Source organism: Candidatus Frankia nodulisporulans (assembly GCF_902806475.1).
Classification (GTDB): domain Bacteria; phylum Actinomycetota; class Actinomycetes; order Frankiales; family Frankiaceae; genus Frankia; species Frankia umida.
This window is the reverse complement of the sequence record NZ_CADCWS010000074.1, coordinates 1-17,050: the sequence shown is the minus strand read 5'-3', so window position 1 is coordinate 17,050 and position 17,050 is coordinate 1. Positions and strand designations below refer to the sequence as shown.

The 17,050-nt window shown below is 73.8% G+C and carries 11 protein-coding genes and 1 pseudogene; 4 read left to right on the top strand and 8 right to left on the bottom strand.

All coding sequences use genetic code 11. The features are described 5' to 3' along the window. The coding region (locus G6R24_RS09590) for an alpha,alpha-trehalose-phosphate synthase (UDP-forming) (protein WP_163548912.1) at positions 1–1,493 on the top strand (1,493 nt) is incomplete at its 5' end. A gap of 37 nt (positions 1,494–1,530) precedes the next feature. Here G6R24_RS09590 and otsB read toward each other — a convergent pair. The 3 genes from otsB to G6R24_RS22205 form a co-directional block, all read right to left on the bottom strand. Beyond that, entirely contained in the window at positions 1,531–2,409 is an 879-nt protein-coding gene (gene otsB, locus G6R24_RS09585; RefSeq protein ID WP_163548911.1) for a trehalose-phosphatase, read from the bottom strand. An 83-nt stretch (positions 2,410–2,492) separates the two neighbouring features. After that, complete coding sequence (locus G6R24_RS09580; RefSeq protein WP_163548910.1) at positions 2,493–3,155, bottom strand: LytR C-terminal domain-containing protein; 663 nt, start codon at positions 3,153–3,155, stop codon at positions 2,493–2,495. 7 nt (positions 3,156–3,162) lie between these two features. After that, entirely contained in the window at positions 3,163–3,633 is a 471-nt protein-coding gene (locus G6R24_RS22205; protein WP_225438326.1) for a DUF3263 domain-containing protein, read from the bottom strand. Between the two features lie 284 nt (positions 3,634–3,917). Here G6R24_RS22205 and G6R24_RS09570 point away from each other — a divergent pair, with 284 nt between their 5' ends. After that, entirely contained in the window at positions 3,918–4,313 is a 396-nt protein-coding gene (locus G6R24_RS09570; RefSeq protein ID WP_163548909.1) for an RNHCP domain-containing protein, read from the top strand. Between the two features lie 219 nt (positions 4,314–4,532). Here G6R24_RS09570 and G6R24_RS09565 read toward each other — a convergent pair whose 3' ends face one another. Then, complete coding sequence (locus G6R24_RS09565; protein ID WP_163548908.1) at positions 4,533–5,789, bottom strand: Glu/Leu/Phe/Val family dehydrogenase; 1,257 nt, start codon at positions 5,787–5,789, stop codon at positions 4,533–4,535. A gap of 361 nt (positions 5,790–6,150) precedes the next feature. On the opposite strand from G6R24_RS09565, the gene G6R24_RS09560 reads away from it, so the two are divergent. Beyond that, positions 6,151–7,527: a glycosyltransferase family 87 protein gene (locus G6R24_RS09560; protein ID WP_225438325.1), complete on the top strand. Its 1,377-nt coding sequence runs from the start codon at positions 6,151–6,153 to the stop codon at positions 7,525–7,527. Here the strand turns inward: G6R24_RS09560 and mptB are convergent. Continuing rightward, on the bottom strand, positions 7,436–9,016 hold the full coding sequence (mptB, locus tag G6R24_RS09555) for a polyprenol phosphomannose-dependent alpha 1,6 mannosyltransferase MptB (protein WP_163548906.1): 1,581 nt from the start codon (positions 9,014–9,016) through the stop codon (positions 7,436–7,438). The genes G6R24_RS09560 and mptB overlap by 92 nt on opposite strands. A gap of 101 nt (positions 9,017–9,117) precedes the next feature. On the opposite strand from mptB, the gene G6R24_RS09550 reads away from it, so the two are divergent. Continuing rightward, positions 9,118–10,971 (top strand): hypothetical protein, encoded by a 1,854-nt coding sequence (locus tag G6R24_RS09550; RefSeq protein WP_391530317.1) that lies wholly within the window; start codon positions 9,118–9,120, stop codon positions 10,969–10,971. 266 nt (positions 10,972–11,237) lie between these two features. Here G6R24_RS09550 and G6R24_RS09545 read toward each other — a convergent pair whose 3' ends face one another. The 3 genes and pseudogenes from G6R24_RS09545 to G6R24_RS22200 form a co-directional block, all read right to left on the bottom strand. Then, positions 11,238–13,196, bottom strand: a complete 1,959-nt coding sequence (locus G6R24_RS09545; protein ID WP_163548904.1) for an NAD-binding protein — start codon at positions 13,194–13,196, stop codon at positions 11,238–11,240. Next, the gene (locus G6R24_RS09540; RefSeq protein ID WP_163548903.1) at positions 13,193–14,758 is read right to left on the bottom strand and encodes a PP2C family protein-serine/threonine phosphatase; all 1,566 of its coding nucleotides are present in this window, start codon (positions 14,756–14,758) and stop codon (positions 13,193–13,195) included. The genes G6R24_RS09545 and G6R24_RS09540 overlap by 4 nt, the downstream gene beginning before the upstream one ends. Positions 14,759–15,328: 570 nt before the next feature. Continuing rightward, a pseudogene (locus G6R24_RS22200) lies at positions 15,329–17,050 on the bottom strand (hypothetical protein); the annotation flags it as partial.

Here is a 17,050-nt window from a genome sequence, read left to right as displayed (position 1 = left end):
CGGCTACCGGGACGGCGCGGGTCCTCGTCGCGTCGAACCGTGGGCCGGTCGCGTTCGCCGATGGTCCGGACGGCGAGCTGCTGCTGCGACGTGGCGCCGGCGGGCTGGTGTCCGGGCTCGGGCAGGCGGCCGCCGACGCGCCGCCGGACGCCGACCGCCTGGTGTGGGTGTGCGCGGCCCTGGGGGACGCCGATCGGCGGGCGGCGAGCCGGGCGCCCGGCGGGCGGCTCGACCGGGCCGGCTTCGACACCGGCCGCGCCGCGGTGCGCATCCTCGACATCGATCAGGAGATCTTCGACCGGGCCTACAACGCCGTGGCGAACCGGGTGCTGTGGTTCGTCCAACATCTGTTGTACGCGCCGGCGTCGCAGCCGGTGTTCGGTGCGCGGTTTCGCCAGGACTGGGCCGCCTACCAGGCGTACAACGCGATGTTCGCCGAGGCGCTGGCGCAGGAGGCGGCGCCCGGAGCCTGCGTCCTCGTGCAGGACTACCACCTGATGCTCGTCCCCGGCCAGCTCCGTCGGATGCGCCCTGACCTGCGGATCGCCCACTTCAGTCACACCCCGTGGGCGCCACCGGACTACTTCCGGATTCTGCCCGACGACGTCCAGGCGCAGCTGCTGCACGGCCTGCTCGGCGCGGACCGACTGGGTTTTCTCACCGACGCCTGGGCCGACGCGTTCGAACGGTGCGCCGAGGCGCTGCCCGGTGTGGCCGTCCACGACCGTCAGGTGCGGGTACTGGCGCGGGCGGACGGGGTGGAGGCGGACGGGGGACGGCTGGTTCGGATCGGCGTCCATCCCCTGGGGGTGGACGTGGGGGAGCTGCGGGACCGGGCCGCGCAGGCGGATGTGGCCGGGCGGGCGGCGGAACTCGCGGCGCTCGCCGGCGGACGACGGCTGATCGTGCGGGTCGACCGGACGGAGCTGTCCAAGAACATCGTGCGGGGCCTGCTGGCCTACCGTGAGCTGCTGCGCGCCCAGCCGCGGTGGCGCGGGCAGGTCATGCACCTGGTGTGTGCCTATCCGTCGCGGCACAACCTGCCCGAGTACCGCGAGTACACCCAGGCGGTGCGTCGGCTCGCCGCCGAGATCAACGACGAGTTCGCCGAGGACGACTGGTGTCCCCTGCACCTGGAGGTGACCGACGACTATCCCCGCTCGATCGCGGCGCTGTCGCTGGCCGAGGTGCTGGTGGTCAACCCGGTCCGGGACGGGATGAACCTCGTGGCGAAGGAGGGGGCGGCGCTGTCCCGCCGCGACGCGGTGCTGGTGCTGTCCCGGGAGGCGGGGGCGTACGCCGAGATGGGTGGGGCCGCGCTGGTGGTCAACCCGTTCGATGTGCAGGCGACGGCGGTGGCCCTGCACACGGCGCTGATCATGCCGGCCGCGGAGCGACGGCGGCGAGCCGCGGAACTCGCCGCCGTCGCCGGCCGTCTCCCCCCGCGCGTCTGGTTCACCGACCAGCTCGCCGCCCTGGCCGCCGCCCCCTGACCGGCGGGGCCTCTTCGACCCGGCGGGGCCTGCCCGGTCAGCGGCTCAGGCGCTCGATGAGGACCTCGAGCAGGGACACCATGCCGGCCGGGCCGCCGACGACGAGATCGGCCCGTTCCCGCACGGCGTTCGGCACCTCGGGGCTGTCGCTGCACACGGCGATCCCCGGCACACCGGTCGCCCGCAGCTCCTCGACGGCGTCGAACGCCGGCAGATCACCGAGATCATCCCCGGCGACCAGCACCGAGCGCGCACCGCGGGCGGCCACGAGCTCCCGCAGCGCACCGCCCTTGTCATGGCCCGGGGGACGTAGCTCGAGCACCCTTTTGCCGGGGGCCGCCTCCAGGCCGTTCTCCGTCGCGAGCGTGGTCAGCGCGGGGGAGAGCGCGGCGAGGGCCGCGTCCGGATCGGCCGCGCGGCGCACATGGACGACCAGCGCGTGGTGCTTGTCCTCGACGACGGTGCCGGGCGGCGCGTCCCGCAGCACCCCGGGCAGTGCCGCGCGTACGGCCGCGACACCGGGCAGCGGATCGGGGCTGGTGATCTCCCGTCGCCGGGAGTCCCAGCGCTGCAACCCGTACTGGCCGAGGATCACGAAGTCGCCGAGGTCGGCGAGCTTCTCCAGCCGGGTCAGTTCCAGCACCGCGGCCACCGGTCGGCCGGTGATGATGGCGACCGTGCCCACCAGCCGGGAGATCGCCAGCAGTGCCTCGACCGCCCCCGCCGCCGGAACGGCGTCAGTGGGACGGGCGACGATCGGGGACAGGGTGCCGTCGTAGTCGAGGGCGACCAGCGCCCGCTGCGGTGCGGTCAGCAGGGCGGCGAGCCCTGCCCCGCCCGCGGGGGTGCGCGGCGCGGGCTGCGCCGGCCGCGCGGGCTGGTCGGAGGCGGGCTCGTGGCGGGTGGATTCGGTCACGGGGCCTTCCCGGGTCGATGTCGGAATGGTCGAGTTCCGGCGGACACGCCCACTGTGGGATGTCGCGACCGGCGATCAGGCGATCATTTTTCCGGGTCGGCGGGGAAGTCGCGCGTAATGACGAGAATCAGCGGATCGTCGACGACGATGCGGGTCTCTGACCTGGGCACGATCTTTTCGATACCCGGGACGGCGTCCTTGAGGGTCTGGGCGGCCTGCTCCTGACCGTCGGCATAATACACGGTCGTGACCGGGACGTTGTAGGTCGACAGGAAGTTTCCCGTCCGCGAGACCGTGAAGCCGGTGTCGGTGAGCTTCCTGGCCGCGGCCTCGGCCAGGCCCTTGATCTGCGATTTGTTGAGCACCGCTATCGGGGTCGACACCGCGGCGCCCGGTCGTGCGCCCGGACCCGCGGCCGGCCGTTCGGGCGGCGGAGTCGGTGCCGGGGTGGTCCTGACCGGATCGGGCCTGGCCGACGCCGACGGTGTCGCCGTCGGCGGGGCGGTGGCCGACCGGGTGGTCGAGGGCGACGTGGTGCCGAGGGCGGCGTCCAGCGGGGTGCGGCTCGGCGCCGCGGCGGACGCGTTCGGATCCTTCGTGGCGTCTTCCCCGTTGACCAGGTTCACGACCAGAATCCCGACGAGCACGGCGAGAATCGCGATGATCCCCGCCCACACGCCGCGTAGCCGCGACCCCCGCCCCGCCGGCGCGCGTCGCTGCCCCGGAGCACCTGTGCCATGCGCCATGCGGGAACTACTCCTCGTCCCGGTCGCGCCGGCCGGCTCGTGCCGCCCGCCGCTGCTCACGTAGCCGACGTAGCCGACGCACGAGCATCGGGTCGGTGACCAACGCCGCCTCGCTGTCGATCAGCCGGTTGAGAATCTGGTAGTACCGCGTCGACGAGAGGCCGAACTCGGCCCGGATCGCCTCCTCCTTCGCCCCCGGATGCCGCCACCACCCCTGCTCGAACGTCAGGATGCGAGCATCCCGCTCCGACAACCGAGGCTCGCGGACCCGCGGCCCCCCGGCCCGCTCGGCCTCACCAGCCTGTTTGGCCTGTTCGGGTCGTTCCGGCGGCCCGGTGTCACCGGGCCGCTTTACCAGTTCGGACGGGCTCGCCGGTGCGGGCCGCCCTGGTTGTTCGGGGTGCCCGGGGTGCTCCGGCCCCGCGGGCCGGTCAGGCTGGGCTGGCTGTTCGGAAGGTCGGGGTGCGGCGGCCTGCACGGTGCGACCTCCTCGAGACGCGGGTGGGACGACGGGCGCGACCGGACGTGGGTGAACCCCGCCCGGTATGGCTCGACGCCCACTATTTCACCCCGTCGGTCCGACATCCTCGCTCCTCCCCGCCCACACGTCCCATCCACACACGTCCGGCCCACACGGCCCACCCACCCACGTCACCCACAGGAACGACAGCAGGATCACCATCCCGTCCGCCGCCGTCCTGCCAGCACCTCTGATGTCGGTGGACGCGGGTCTTCGGGGGGTGTGCGCACTACGCTGACGGGGTGACGCGGCGCTTCACCCGGGTGCGGGAGGACTTCACCTGCCTCACCTGCGGACTGGAGGTGCAGGGTAACGGCTACAGCAATCACTGTCCGCGTTGTCTGTGGTCACGACACGTGGATCGCAACCCCGGCGACCGGGCGGAGGCGTGCGGCGGGGCCATGCGGCCGATCGCCGTCGAGTTCGGGGCGGACCGAGCGGTGCTCACCCACGCCTGTGAGCGCTGCGGGAACCGGCGTCGTTGCCGCACGTCAGCCGCGGACGACGGGGACGCTCTCCTCGCGGTGGCCGCGGCCACCGCGGCCGAGGTGGAACGGACCGGTCAGCTGCCCCCGGCACCGTCGCGGCCGTCGTCAGCCGCCACCAGAACGCGCAGGTCACGGGGGCCGCGCGGGTAACACGGGCAGCGGCATCCATCCTGCCTGCCCCGGACGTCCGAACGCCCGAACGGTCCGGGCCCTGGGGGAGCGGCCGGGATCCGTCCGGGCGCTGTCCGGAACGTGCGCCGGACAGGTGTGGGACGTGGCGCCGTGCTGGTCGGGGATGTGTGGGCCGGACCGACCCGGGACCCGGGGTCTGGGTGATGGGCCGGTCCGGCGGTGGGGTGGGTCGGACGGTCAGGGGTAGAGGCCGCGGGTGCGGTGGGCCTCGGCTACTCGGCTCACGCCGATGCAGTGGGCGGCGTTGCGCATGCTGATGCCCTGGGTCGTGGCCAGCATGGCGGCCTCGCTGTAGGCGCGTTCCATCAGGGCCGCGAGGCGGTCGTTGACCTCGTCCTCGGACCAGAAGTACGCCTGGATGTCCTGCACCCACTCGAAGTAGGAGACGGCGACACCGCCACCGTTGGCCAGGATGTCCGGGACGATCAGGATGCCGCGGTCGTCGAGGATACGGTCGGCCTCGGCGGTGATCGGGCCGTTGGCGCCCTCGACGATGATCTTGGCGCGGACGCGGTCGGCGTTCTCGATGGTGATGACGCCTTCGAGCGCGGCGGGGATGAGTACGTCGACGCCCAGTTCGATCAGGTCGTCGTTGGTGATGCTGTCGGTGCCGGGGAAGCCGACGACGGTCTCGGCGCCGTCGGCGAGGTGGCGGATGAGGGCCGCGGGGTTGAGGCCCTGCGGGTTGTGGACGCCACCCTTGACGTCCGAGACGGCGACGACCCGGCAGCCGGCGTCGTGCAGGTACTGGGCGGCGAGCGCCCCGACCTTGCCGAAGCCCTGGATGGCGACCGTCGTCTCGTGCGGGTCGCGCCCGGTCTGGCGCAGCGCGGCGAAGACCGCGAGCTGCACACCGCGGCTGGTCGCCCCGGCCCGACCGGCGGAACCGCCGATCGACAGGGGTTTGCCGGTCACGACGCCGGTGGCGATGTGACCGGTGTGGGTCGAGTAGGTGTCCATGATCCAGGCCATGGTCTGTTCGTCGGTGCCGACGTCGGGGGCCGGGATGTCCTTCTCCGGGCCGATCAGTGGTACCAGTTCGGCCGCGTAACGGCGGGTCATCCGCTCGCGCTCCTGACGCGAGAGCATCCCCGGCTCCACCGCGATGCCGCCCTTGGCGCCGCCGTAGGGGATCCCCATCAGCGCGCACTTCCAGGTCATCCACATCGCCAGGGCCTTGACCTCGTCGAGGTCGGTGCTGGGGTGGTAGCGGATGCCGCCCTTGCCCGGACCGCGGGCGAGGTTGTGCTGGACGCGGTAGCCGGTCAGCACCATCAGCTGCCCGTCGTCCCGTAGCAGGGGCACGCTGACGGTGATCGACCGTCGAGGCGTGCGGAGCAGTTCGTGCATTCCGTCGTCGAGACCCAGATGCTGGGCCGCGTTCGCCAGTTGAACGCAGGCCGTGTCCCATGCTGAGCCGGATCCGAGGATCACAGGCACCTCCACGGCGCGTTTCGAGTCACCCTCCGCCGTCGGACGCGCCGCCCGGTCCGCCGGCCACGGCGTGCTCCGTTGCACGCCATGGGCAGTGACTCGATATGGCGGAAACAATAGGTGACAGCGGCGGGAGTCCGCCGAGCGCATCGGGGTGAGCCATCGCGCATCACGGGCCCCGGGTACGTTCGCGGACGTGCGTGCGCGCCGATCGGCCTCCCTGCCCGGGCCACGCCGCCCGCCGCCGCCGGCTCCCCCGGCCGCCGCGGCGCCGTGTGCCGGGGGGACCAGCGCGTCCGCCGCGTCCACCGGCCCAGGCCGGACAGCTCCGGGCTGCCCGCGCGCCGGCGCCGGTCGGCTGGTGGCGGCCTGGCTGGTCACGCGTGCCCTGCTCACTGTCCTGGTACTGACCGGGCAGACGTTCGGTGCCCAGCAGAACGTGCAGGGGGACCTGCGGATCTACGCGGACTGGGCGAGCACGCTCGGTCACGGCGGCGGGCTGCCGGTGGGGGACGAACGGTGGCAGTACCCGCCGGCGGCGGCGATCGCGTTCGTCCTGCCGGAGCTCGCGCACGCACTTTCGGCGTTGTCCTATCGGGTGGCATTCGTCGGCCTGGCCCTGCTGGTCGACGCGGCGGTCACGGTCGCCCTGGCGCGTCGCGGGCGGGACGCCGCCTGGTTCTGGACGCTCGGCCTGACCGCGCTCGGGCCGGTGGCACTGGCCCGTTTCGATCTGCTGCCGGCCGCCGCCGCACTGGCCGCCGTGCTCGCCGTCGCCCGCGGACGTCCCGGCCGGGCCGGGTTCGCGATCGGCGTCGGCGCGGCGTGCAAGGTCTGGCCGGTGCTGATGCTCGTCGCGCTGCCCCGTCCGGCGTCGTGGGCGCCGTTGCGTCGCCTGCTCGGCGGGCTGGTGGGCGCGGTGGTGATGTTCGGTGCGGTGCTGGTGGCCACGGGATGGTGGCGGGACGCCTTCGGCTTCGTCGGCGCCCAACAGGCGCGCGGCCTACAGGTCGAATCGGTCGCGGCGACCCCGTTCGTGCTCGTCCACATGGCCGGTGGGCCGGGTCCGCGGTACTCCTACGGCTCCCTGCAGTTCGACGGACCATGGGCCCGGGCCGTCGCGACGGCCTGTTCGCTGACCGAGGTCGTGGTGATCGTCGCCGCGGCGCTGTGGTGGTGGCTACGCGCCGCACCACCCATCGAGTGGCCGTTCGCTCCCAGGTGGCCGTTCGCTCCCGGGCTGCCGTTCGCTCCCAGGCTGACGGATGCTGGGACGTCCGAGGCGGGGTCGGCGGGGTCGGCGGGGTCGCGGGCGGTCGCGGAGGTGCTGGCCAGCCGGGCGTTGGCGTTGGTGCTGGTGGTGGTCGTCACCGCCCGGGTGCTGAGCCCGCAGTACCTCGTCTGGCTGCTGGCGCTGGCCGCCGCGGTGATCGCTGTGCGGCCGGCCGGTGCCCTGCCCGGTTGGCCCGGTGAAGGGGCGGGGAGTCGTCCCGTACGAGCGGCTGCGCGTCGAGGCGGACGGGTGGCGGTGGGTCTGCTGGCCGTGGCCGCGGTGTCCCAGCTGATCTATCCGTGGCGGTACAACGACGTCGTCCAGGGCCGGATCGTGCTCAGCGTGCTGCTGGTGCTCCGCAACCTGGGGATGGTCATCGTGTGCTGGTGGGCGCTGCGGGCCGTCGCCGGGCCGCCACCATCGCGGCGCGGCCGCCCCCCAGCGCGGCCGATGCCACCACCGTGACCAGCAGCGCCAACCCGACCGGCCCCAGCAGCCGCCACGTCGCGGCCAGCGGCGACAGCGTCGCCAGGCACAGCCACACCGACGCCACGATGGCCCCCACCGCCGCCGCACCGAGCGGACCGGCCGCGGCGAAGGTGCGCGTCCGTGCGGGCGGTTCGGTGCGCGGCACGGCGAGGATGGCCAGCGCCGGCAGGCAGGCCGCCAGATACCAGGGATAGACCACCGGATTGGCCAGGGCCACCGCCAGCCCGCCGTACCCGACCACCGCGAGATCAGGCCGGACCACCCCGGGCGCCGCGTCATCCGAGGTGGGCGTGGGGGTGCGGCGCCAGGCGCGCAGGACGAGCCCGACGAGGAACGCGGCCGCCAGAGCCAGGCACAGGTCACGCGACGCCGTCAGGGTCGTCTCGGCGGCGGTGTGGATGCCGACGAGGCCGAGCAGCGCGTGGACGGCGTGGGCGAGCAGCGAGGCGGGGGCGATGCCGGTGCTCAGGGCACCGGAGGTGGCCAGGGCGTGCACCCAGGTGGGCCCGAATCCGGCGGCGACCGCGCACAGGGCGGTGGCCACCGCGATGGCCACGACGTCCGCCGCGAGCCGGATCATGGCGTCCGGCACCGGCCGCGGACCGCGCCGGGCGTCGAGCAGATGGGCGACGACCAGCCAGACGACCACCGGCAGCACCGTCACCTTCACGTTCCCGGCGAGTGCGGCGAGCCCCGTCGCCCCGGCCCCCACCAGCACGGCCGCCCACCGGCCGCCGCCGTCGGTCCTGGCGGCGTTCCGCGTCCGGCCCTGGAGCAGGAGCGCGGCGACGACGAGGGCCGCGGCGGCCGCGTCCAGGTGGGCGCCGCCGACAAGATGGACGGCGAGCACCGGGTTCGCGGCGACCAGCACCGCGACGACCGCGCGTCGCCGCGGGTCGCGGCCCGCCAGCCGCAGCGCGCCGGCGATCAGGGCGAGGACGGCGACCACGGCGAACACCCGCAGTGCCACGACCGTCCCGGCTGGTCCGCCGCCCACCACCGCGGCGACCTTCTCCACGGCCACGGCCGCGCCGCCGTAGGGGCTGTGGGTGAGCGTCCAACGGGGGTCGACGGCGCGGACGAACACCGGTCCCGATCCGTCCACGGCACCGGAGGTCGCGAGGGCCGCGATGCCGTGCCTGGCCGGGTCCAGGCCGAGACGGGCGAGTTCACCCTGACCCGCATAGGCGTAGACGTCCCGGCTGAAAAGGGGCGGACCGAGGGCGAAGGGGAGGGTCCAGGCGAACGCGGCGGCCAGGCCCGTTCGGGTGGGTACGCGGCCGGCCAGGGCGGCATATCCGAGTGCCGCCCAGCATCCACACAGAGTGATGATCCCCAGGGCGGACAATCCGGCCAGGACGCCCCTCGTGGTCTCGCCCGGTGGTGCCGATGGGAGAATTCCCCACCAGGACGTCGGGTCGGTGACGTTCAGATCACGTGGCCCGAGCCGTCCCTCGGTGATCATGGCTGTGACCGCGGCGATGGCACCGGCGATGACCAGTGCGAGGACCCAGACCGGCGTGGTGACGTCCGCGGCCCGTTCGCCCAGGGGCGGGTCGCCGGGAGATGATCGGTGCGATACGGCGGACGGACCGTCGGCGATGGCGGGGGAGGACGCGTGTGACTGCGCTCGCCTCGACCGGAGCTGCCGTACCCGCCGACCCCGACGCGGTGTCGGCTCCGCCCTCGGGGGGCGTCCCTGCTCCCCAGACCGCTGCGGTGTCCCTGCCGGAGCCGGTCGGGACGGGGTCCGCGCCGCTGGGCGAGACCGGGCTTCGGGCGGCTCCACCTGGCCAGGCCCCTCTCCTTGCGCTTGAGCCATCGCGACGCCGCGGGCGGTTCGTCCGCGGCTTGACCGTGCTGGTCGCGATCGTCCGCCGCTGGCCGTGGACGCTGACCGCCGCACTGTGCCTGCTGTGCCTGGGTCTGGCGGTGACCGGCCCCGACACACCCGCCCAGGAATACCGTGTGTGGCTGTTCCGCCACGGAGGGCCCGTCCTCTGGGACGACCAATGGTACGGCGGACATACCATACCCGGGTACAGTGTGCTGTTCCCGCCGCTGGGTGCGCTGCTCGGGGCGGAGCTGCTGGGCGCGCTGTCATGCCTCGCGTCCACGGTCATCGTCACCCGCCTGTTGCGGGGCCCGCGGGCGCGCGGCGGTCACGACCTGGTGCTGGTCTGGTTCGCCGCGGCCACCGTGGCCAACCTCGTGGTCGGGCGGATGCCCTTCGCCCTCGGGATGGCCTTCGGCGCGCTGGCTCTGCTGGGCGCCCGGGAGCGACGCACCCGGCTGACCTGGGCCGGCGCGGTGCTGTCGTCGCTGGCCTCGCCGCTCGCCGCCGGGTTCGTGCTGCTGGTCGGGCTCGCGCTGCTGGCGACCATCGGCTGGCGGCGGGTGGTCCCGTTCGCCGGCGCCCTCGCCGGCATCATCGTCGCGCTCGCCTTCCCCGAGGACGGCTACCAGCCGTTCCCCGCCGTCACCTACCTGTCGCTGCTGGCGTTGATCGGGGTGGGGCTGCTCGTCGTCCCACCGCAGGTCCGGGCGATCCGGCACGGTCTGCTGCTGTGGGCCGCCGCCGCGACCCTGTTCTTCTTCGTCCCCACCCAGATCGGCGGGAACATCACCCGCCCGGCCACCCTGCTGGCCGGCCCCGCCGCGGCGCTGCTGCTCGCCGACCGCCGCCGGGTACTCGCCCTCGTCGCCATCCCGCTGCTCGGCTGGCAGATCGGCCCGATCCACGGTGCCCTGCTCACCCGGGGCGACCCGTCCGCCAAGTCGAGTTACTACACCGGCCTGCTCGACTACCTCGACCGGGGCACGCCCGTCCCCGCCGGACGCGTCGAGGTGCCGTTCACCGAGGCCCACTGGGAGGCCCGCTACGTCGCGCCGTCCGTGCCGATGGCCCGCGGCTGGCTACGTCAACTCGACAGCAAGTACAACTCCCTGTTCTACGACGGGACGTTGAGCGCCTCGACCTACCACCGTTGGCTGCTCGCTCGTGGCATCCGCTACGTGGCCCTGCCCGACGTCGACCTCGACCCGTCCGCCGTCGCGGAGGCGACCCTGCTGCGCGCCGGTCTGCCCTACCTCGACCTCGCCTGGCAGGACGCCCACTGGAAGGTCTGGCTGGTCAAGGACTCACCCGGTCTGGTGCAGGGCCCGGCGAGTCTGACCGAACTGGGTGTGAGCTCCATCGGCGTCGACTTCCGTTCCCCCGGCATCGCCACCGTCCTGGTCCACTACACCCCCTACTGGCGGCTCTCCCAGGGCCAGGCCTGCGTCTTTCGCGCCGCCGGCGGCTGGACCGGCATCGTCACCGAATCCTCCGGTCCCGTCCGCCTCACCGCCCGCCTCTCGGTCGACGGTCTCACCCGGGCCAGCGCCCTGGACTGCCCCGTCGACCAGCGCATCTCCTGACCAGCACGGCGGCCCGCTTCGTCATCATGACCGGATCGAGGCTGGATCGCGGCCGGATCATGGCCGGATCGCGGACAAGATCACGAAATGCCGAGGGTTGTTCAAGGATTCCGGCCTCGGCGCACCGAACAGTCCTCGGCATCCGACCGAACAGCCCTCGGCCTCCGGCCGCGGCTCGGCGTGACGGCCTGGCGTGACGGCCTGGCGCGATGGCTCGGCGCGATGGCCCCATGCGGGCCGGGGGTGCCGGACCGACTCGGGTGCCGTCAGGTTGGCTCGTCGAGGCGGACGATGCGAAGGCCCGCGTGGGCGAGGATGGTCGGCATGGTGCGGATGACCTCGCGGTCGCGTTCGCGGTCGACCTCGGTGAGGGCCTCCCAGGCGACCATGGAGGGGTGGCGGCGATCCGAGCCGCTGTCCTGACGGACGGGGCCGAAACGGTAGCCCTGGGCGGCGCGTTCTCGCAGCCAGCGTTCGTGTTCCAGGTGGGCGAGGCGTTCGACTTCGGCGTCGGTGAAGGCGAAGGCGGCGTCGGCGGTGCCGGCGGGCAGCAGCATCAGGTGCTGCGCGCGCAGGATCTCACCGAAGCCGGCGACCTGATCCCGGTTGGAGGCGCGCAGGTCGTCGGGTAGCTCGTCCCAGGGGACCATCGAGCGGCGGGAGCCCAGCTCCGCTCCGCGCCGCAGCTCGGAGTCGAGGAACCTGGCGTGGGAGGTCTGCGCGAACCGTTCGATCAGATCGGTGTCGCCAAGGTCGACGGGGAGCGCTTCATCGTTCACGGCGAAGAACCGTACGCCGCCCTGGAGATCCTCGAGTAGCGGGCGGGGGCTGGTCGGTGGCTGGTGCGCGGAGCCGGGCTGGCCGAAGACCTCCTGGAGGCTGAGCTGACGGTCGGTGCACACGACGACGGTGCTGCGGCCGACGCCGAACCGGTCGTTGACGAGCTGGGCGGCGTCCAGGCCGGAGAGCAGGGCCTTTTCCTCGTCGTCCTGGCAGACGTAGATGAACTCGGGCGGACCACCCGGACCACCCGGACCCCCTGACCCCGGCGGACTGTCCGGGCTGTCGGAGCCCTCCGGTGGGTCTGGGCGGGCGGCGGCGAGGACGGCTGGCGTCAGCTCACCGTGCGGGGTGTCATGGCCGGTGAGGTGGATGCGGGCCAGGGCCGGCTCGCGGGTTCGTAGTGCGGCCAGCTGGGCGGTGGCGGTCGGGTCGGACACGGCGATGGGCAGCAGCGGCCCGTTCGGGCCAGCGTAGGACGACCAGCGACGGGCCAGTTCGAGGACGAGGGCCCGGCCGAGGCGGGACAGACCGAGAACCACCAGCGGGGCCGGGGCCGGCCTGGGCGACGGTGGTGGGGGAGGCGTCGGGCCGTCGGGGGGATCGGCGCTGGCCCAGTCCGGGGGGTGTCGGGCGAGCATGGCGTGCGCGCCCAGCACCTCGACGGCGAAGAAGTCGAGGCGGAAACCGGTGTCGTCGCTGAGGCCGATCCGCCGGGCGCGCAGATGGGGGATCAGGGAGAGATCGCCCACCTGGGCCAGGCAGCGCAGTGGCTGGTCCCCGCGGGCGGCGGAGAGGCGCCGGGCGGCCAGCGCGATGGCCAGGTTGGCGGAGGTGTCCGGTAGGCAGCCGTAGACGACCTCGGCCCGGGCGATGCCGGCCTGGGCGAGGACCCGCGGCTCCATCGGATCGCCGACGACCCGCAGCAGCCCGGGTGGGAGTTCGGTGTCCGGGTACTCCCGCTCGGCGTCCTCGGCGACCAGCACCACCCGTCTGGACCAGGAGAGCCGGTCGACGAGGGCGGTCGCGGTCGGGCCGCAGCCGCAGACGACCACGTGATGGCAGGCGCGGCGGGCCCGGAAACGCTCGAAGCGCTGCGCGAAGACGGTGCTGACGGCATCGGCGACACCGACCGCGGTGGCGATCGGCGCGAGAAAGCGGGCGATCTCCAACGACAACGGGTAGTGACCGAGGTTCTGGAAGATCGTGCCGTCCGCGATGAACAGGGTGGCCGCGAAGAACACGACGTTCGGCCAGCTGAACGTCGCCGGGTCGGCGTGGAACTCCCGGTAGGCACCGATCAGACCGAGGGTGAAGGCGATGATCCCGAGCACGGCGAACGCGCCGAGCAGGTGATGTCGTAGCCATCGGGCCAGCCGTCCGGCCAGCGCGAGCGGAGCCGCCGTCGCGGGATGCGGCCGGTTTCCCTGCCGGCCGGATGTCACCGCCCGGCGGGTTCGGACACCAGATCGGCGACGACGATGGTGGTGTCATCCCGGGCCCCGGCGAGCAGCGCGGCCTCGACCAGCGCGTCCGCGGCCCGTTCCGGCGGCTCGGAACCGAGTTCGCTGAGCAGACCGTCGAGCTGCTCGGGTGACATCACCTTGGTGATGCCGTCGCTGGCCAGGACGAACCGGTCCCCGGCGCGGACCGGTTCGCTGAAGATGTCGGCCTCGATCTCGTCGGCCAGGCCCACGGCGTTGAGCAGCGGGCCGTTGCGGATCGCGTGCGGGGTGGTGAGCGCACGGGGTCGACCCCGCCCCGGCTGCAGCCAGACCGAGCTGTCCCCGACGTGGGCGACGGTGAGGAACTCCCCGGTGCTCTGCTGCCGGCCGAGGATGACGACGTCCAGCGTGCAGGCCATACCCAGCCAGGTCGGTTCCTCGCGGGCCCGTCGACGCACCTCGCGGTTGGCGCGTGCGACCGCGCGGCGCAGACCGACCAGCGGATCATCGGCGTACTGGGGACGGAAACCGGCGACGGTGGTGACGGTCAGCGTCGAGGCGATCTGGCCGGCCGCCTCGCCACCCACCCCGTCCGCCACGGCGAGCAGGCCGTCGACGACGACGAAGGCGTCCTCGTTGGGACCGCCGCGCTTGCCTCGCCTGGTCCGCCCGGCGGCGGCCAGGCGCAGCGGGGCGGCCGTGGTGCGCTCCGGCTCGGTCGCGATCAGGTCCGCGGCCTGCTCCCGAGGCGGGCCCGACGAGATCGTCGCCGCGGTGGAGCTGGCCTCCCAGCGTGGGTCCACCCCGTCCGTGCGGCGGGGGCCGGTGCCAGCGACACCTGCCGGGACCGGTGCGCCCCCGGCGGGGGTGACCGGCGGCGCGGGCGGTGGCGTGTGGGCCGTGCGCGGCGGTGCGAGTGGGTGCTCGCCGGTCTGGGGGTCGAAGTAGCGGGTCGCGTTCTCCCGCTCGTCCTCGTAGGAGGGCAGCTGATGCGGCGGCGTGGCCGGCGGTGGCGTCCAACCGGTCTTGTCCGGATCGCGAGTGTCGTCGTATCCGCCGTGTGGCACCTGCGCGGTCACGTCCCCTCCCCCTGGTGCGCCCGCATTGCTGCCGCTGTCGATGTGCCCCGACCATCCGGCTGACCGCCCAGATCGCGGGTCGTGGACCGGGGCGACCCCGATGCCCCAGTCTTCATGATCGTCCCATGGGTTGGCGGCTTGCGCCGACGGCGTGTCGGCATCGGCCGAGCCGGACACCGGCGTGGCCGCGGCCGCGGCCCGCCCGGCACCGGGGGTGGCGGGGGCGCCTGCCGTGGCGGCCGTCGGCACCACCACCGTGGGCGCCACACCGGTGTCAGCGAGATCATCGGGAGCGGGCGGTGGCGTCGCGCTGCCCGCGGGCTCGTTGATCGGCACTGTGCCGGACGGATGGCGCTGCCGGTCAAGACCGCGAGCATGGCGCTGGCCGGTGCTGCGGGGAGGCCGCTTGCTGAGGACTCCGAAGACCACCGCGGCCACCAGCACCACGACGATCAGCATGATCGGCACCAGCGTGCTACCCATGGCCTCCGTCCTCGCCGAACCAGTTCACGATCACGCTGTCGGACGTGTCGCCGGGTGTCGCTCCTTCATACCCAAAGGCACCGCCGAGCCGAAGGCCCCGCGCATGTCACGACACCGACACAGACGTGCGTTCACGACCGTGAGGTGTCCGACGTGCGCTCCAGGACCCGAAGCCGGGTGCGTTCCGGCAGCGGACACAGGCCCGAGGCCGGGCGCGATCCGACACCGATGCGGGTCATTGTTCCAGACTCCTCCGATCTCGAGTAGGGCGAACCGTGCGACGGCGACGTTCCAGTCGACGCCGCTGGCGCCAGTACGGCGTGCCCGGGAGTCTCCCGTGGCCGGCCGCGCCACCGGGGGTGACCCTGGACGGTCCCACCGCCGTCCGACCGGCCCTGTCAGCGGGCCGGTGAGTCGTGTCATCGAGCCCCGGAGGGCCCCGCGGAGGCGGCGGCGGTGAGGGTGAACGTGAGGGGCAGCACGGGCAGCCCGAACGGGCGGCGACGTCGCCGGTTCGGGCCGTGTTCGGTGATCGCGGCGACGATCCAGGACTCGACCGCACGGACGAGTTCACCGGCCGCGCGCGGCCGGGTTTCCCCCGGCTGGTCCGCCGTCGGGACGGCCATGGCACCCGCGGGGCCCGCGACCTCCGGACGGGCCGCGACGTCCGCGACGTCCGGGAAGTACAGCGTGATCAGACGGCGGGTCACCCGTTCCAGGTCCGCCGGCTGTGGTCCACCGGACTCGGCGAGTGCCCCCTGCAAGGCCCGGCGGAAGTACCGCTCGGCCGCGGCGGCCAGCTGCGATCGGCTCGGTCGGGCGCCGTCGCGCCCCGGGCTCGGTGGGCCCCATCGGCAGAGCGCCTGGTAGAGGTCCTGGTCCGCGCTCCAGTCCGGCACATGTCGCGCGAGCAGGCCAAAGGCCCGGGCGGCGTCGGGCTGCCCCGGCCCACAGGCCGCCAGAAACGCCGCCGCCGGATCGCGCCGCTGCCCGGCACTCCCCTGCCCCACGGGCCGGGCCGCTGTGCGAGAGGCCGCTGTGCGACGGGCGACTGTGCGAGAGGCCGTTGTGCGAGGGGCGGCTGTGTGAGGGGCCGCTGTGCGGTGGGCGCTGGCACCGGCGCCTGTGCCGGGTGGGGGGTGTGTCGCCTGGCGCGAGGCGGGTGTCGAGTTCGACGCGCAGGGCGTGCAGGTCGCCGCCGGGGTCGGCCTGTGTTGTCGAATCGCCCCGCGCGTACAGCGCCAGGATCTGGTGGATGACCGCGCGTCGCAGCCCCGGGCCGGCCGCGGGGGTGTCCGCCGCGGTCAGCGCGCGATAGTAGGGCCGGGCTCCGGCGGCCAGCACCGCGCGGCGCAGGTCCGGTGCCCCGGACCAGTCCGGGACGTAGCGGACCAGCAGCCGGAACGCTTCCGCGCCGCAGGCCTGGGTGGACCGCATCAGCCGGACCGCCGTGGCCGCCGGCGATTCGGTGGACCTGGACGGCGTCCATCCCGTGCGCGGACTGGCCTGGCGGGGCGATGGACCATGGTCGGCCGGGTCGGGCTGCCCGGCGAACCCTAAAGCCGGGTGCTCCGGGCGCAGGGCGGACAGCGTCCGGGTGGCCAGCCGGCGGGCCAGCGCGGCCGGTGCGGGCAGCTCACAGGCGAGGAAAAGCGCTGTCAGACCGGCGCCAAGCGTCGCTTCGGCCTCGTCCAAGGCCACCGCCGCGGCCCGCACGGGCGAGGGTCCACGCAGGGCGGCGAGCGCGTCGGCCAGGGTCACCACGGAACCCGTGACCTGTCGTTGCGCCGCGAGGACGGCGGCCTCGACCGCGGCCTCGACCGCGCCGGTCCCGACGGGGGACGTGGCCGTGTTCCGACCGAAGTAGTGGTCACCCTCCGATCGGGCCAGCACGGTGGTGACCACGGCGAGGCGGCGGGCCTCGGCCGACGCCGTGGGCGACATGGTGAGCGACACCGCGGCCGACGCCACGGCCGGTACCGCGGCGGACCCGGCCCGGTCGGGGGCGGTCGGCTGGGCGTCGACCTGGCCCGGGCGGTGCAGTTGGCCGGCGAGACGACGGAGCTGACCCCGCAGACGTTCGGCCCCGGGCAGCTCGCAGGACAGCCCGATCGGCGCGGTCAGCAAGGTGAGCAGCCGCCGGGCCGGATCAGGCTCACCGCTTCCCGTCCCGCTCCCGCTTCCCGTCCCGCTCCCGCTTCCGGGTGTGGCCGCGGCGAGCTCGTCCTGGGCGAGTAGTTGGGTATAGGCGTCGCGCAGATACGCGCCGACGGCCTCGGTCGGTGGGCTGCG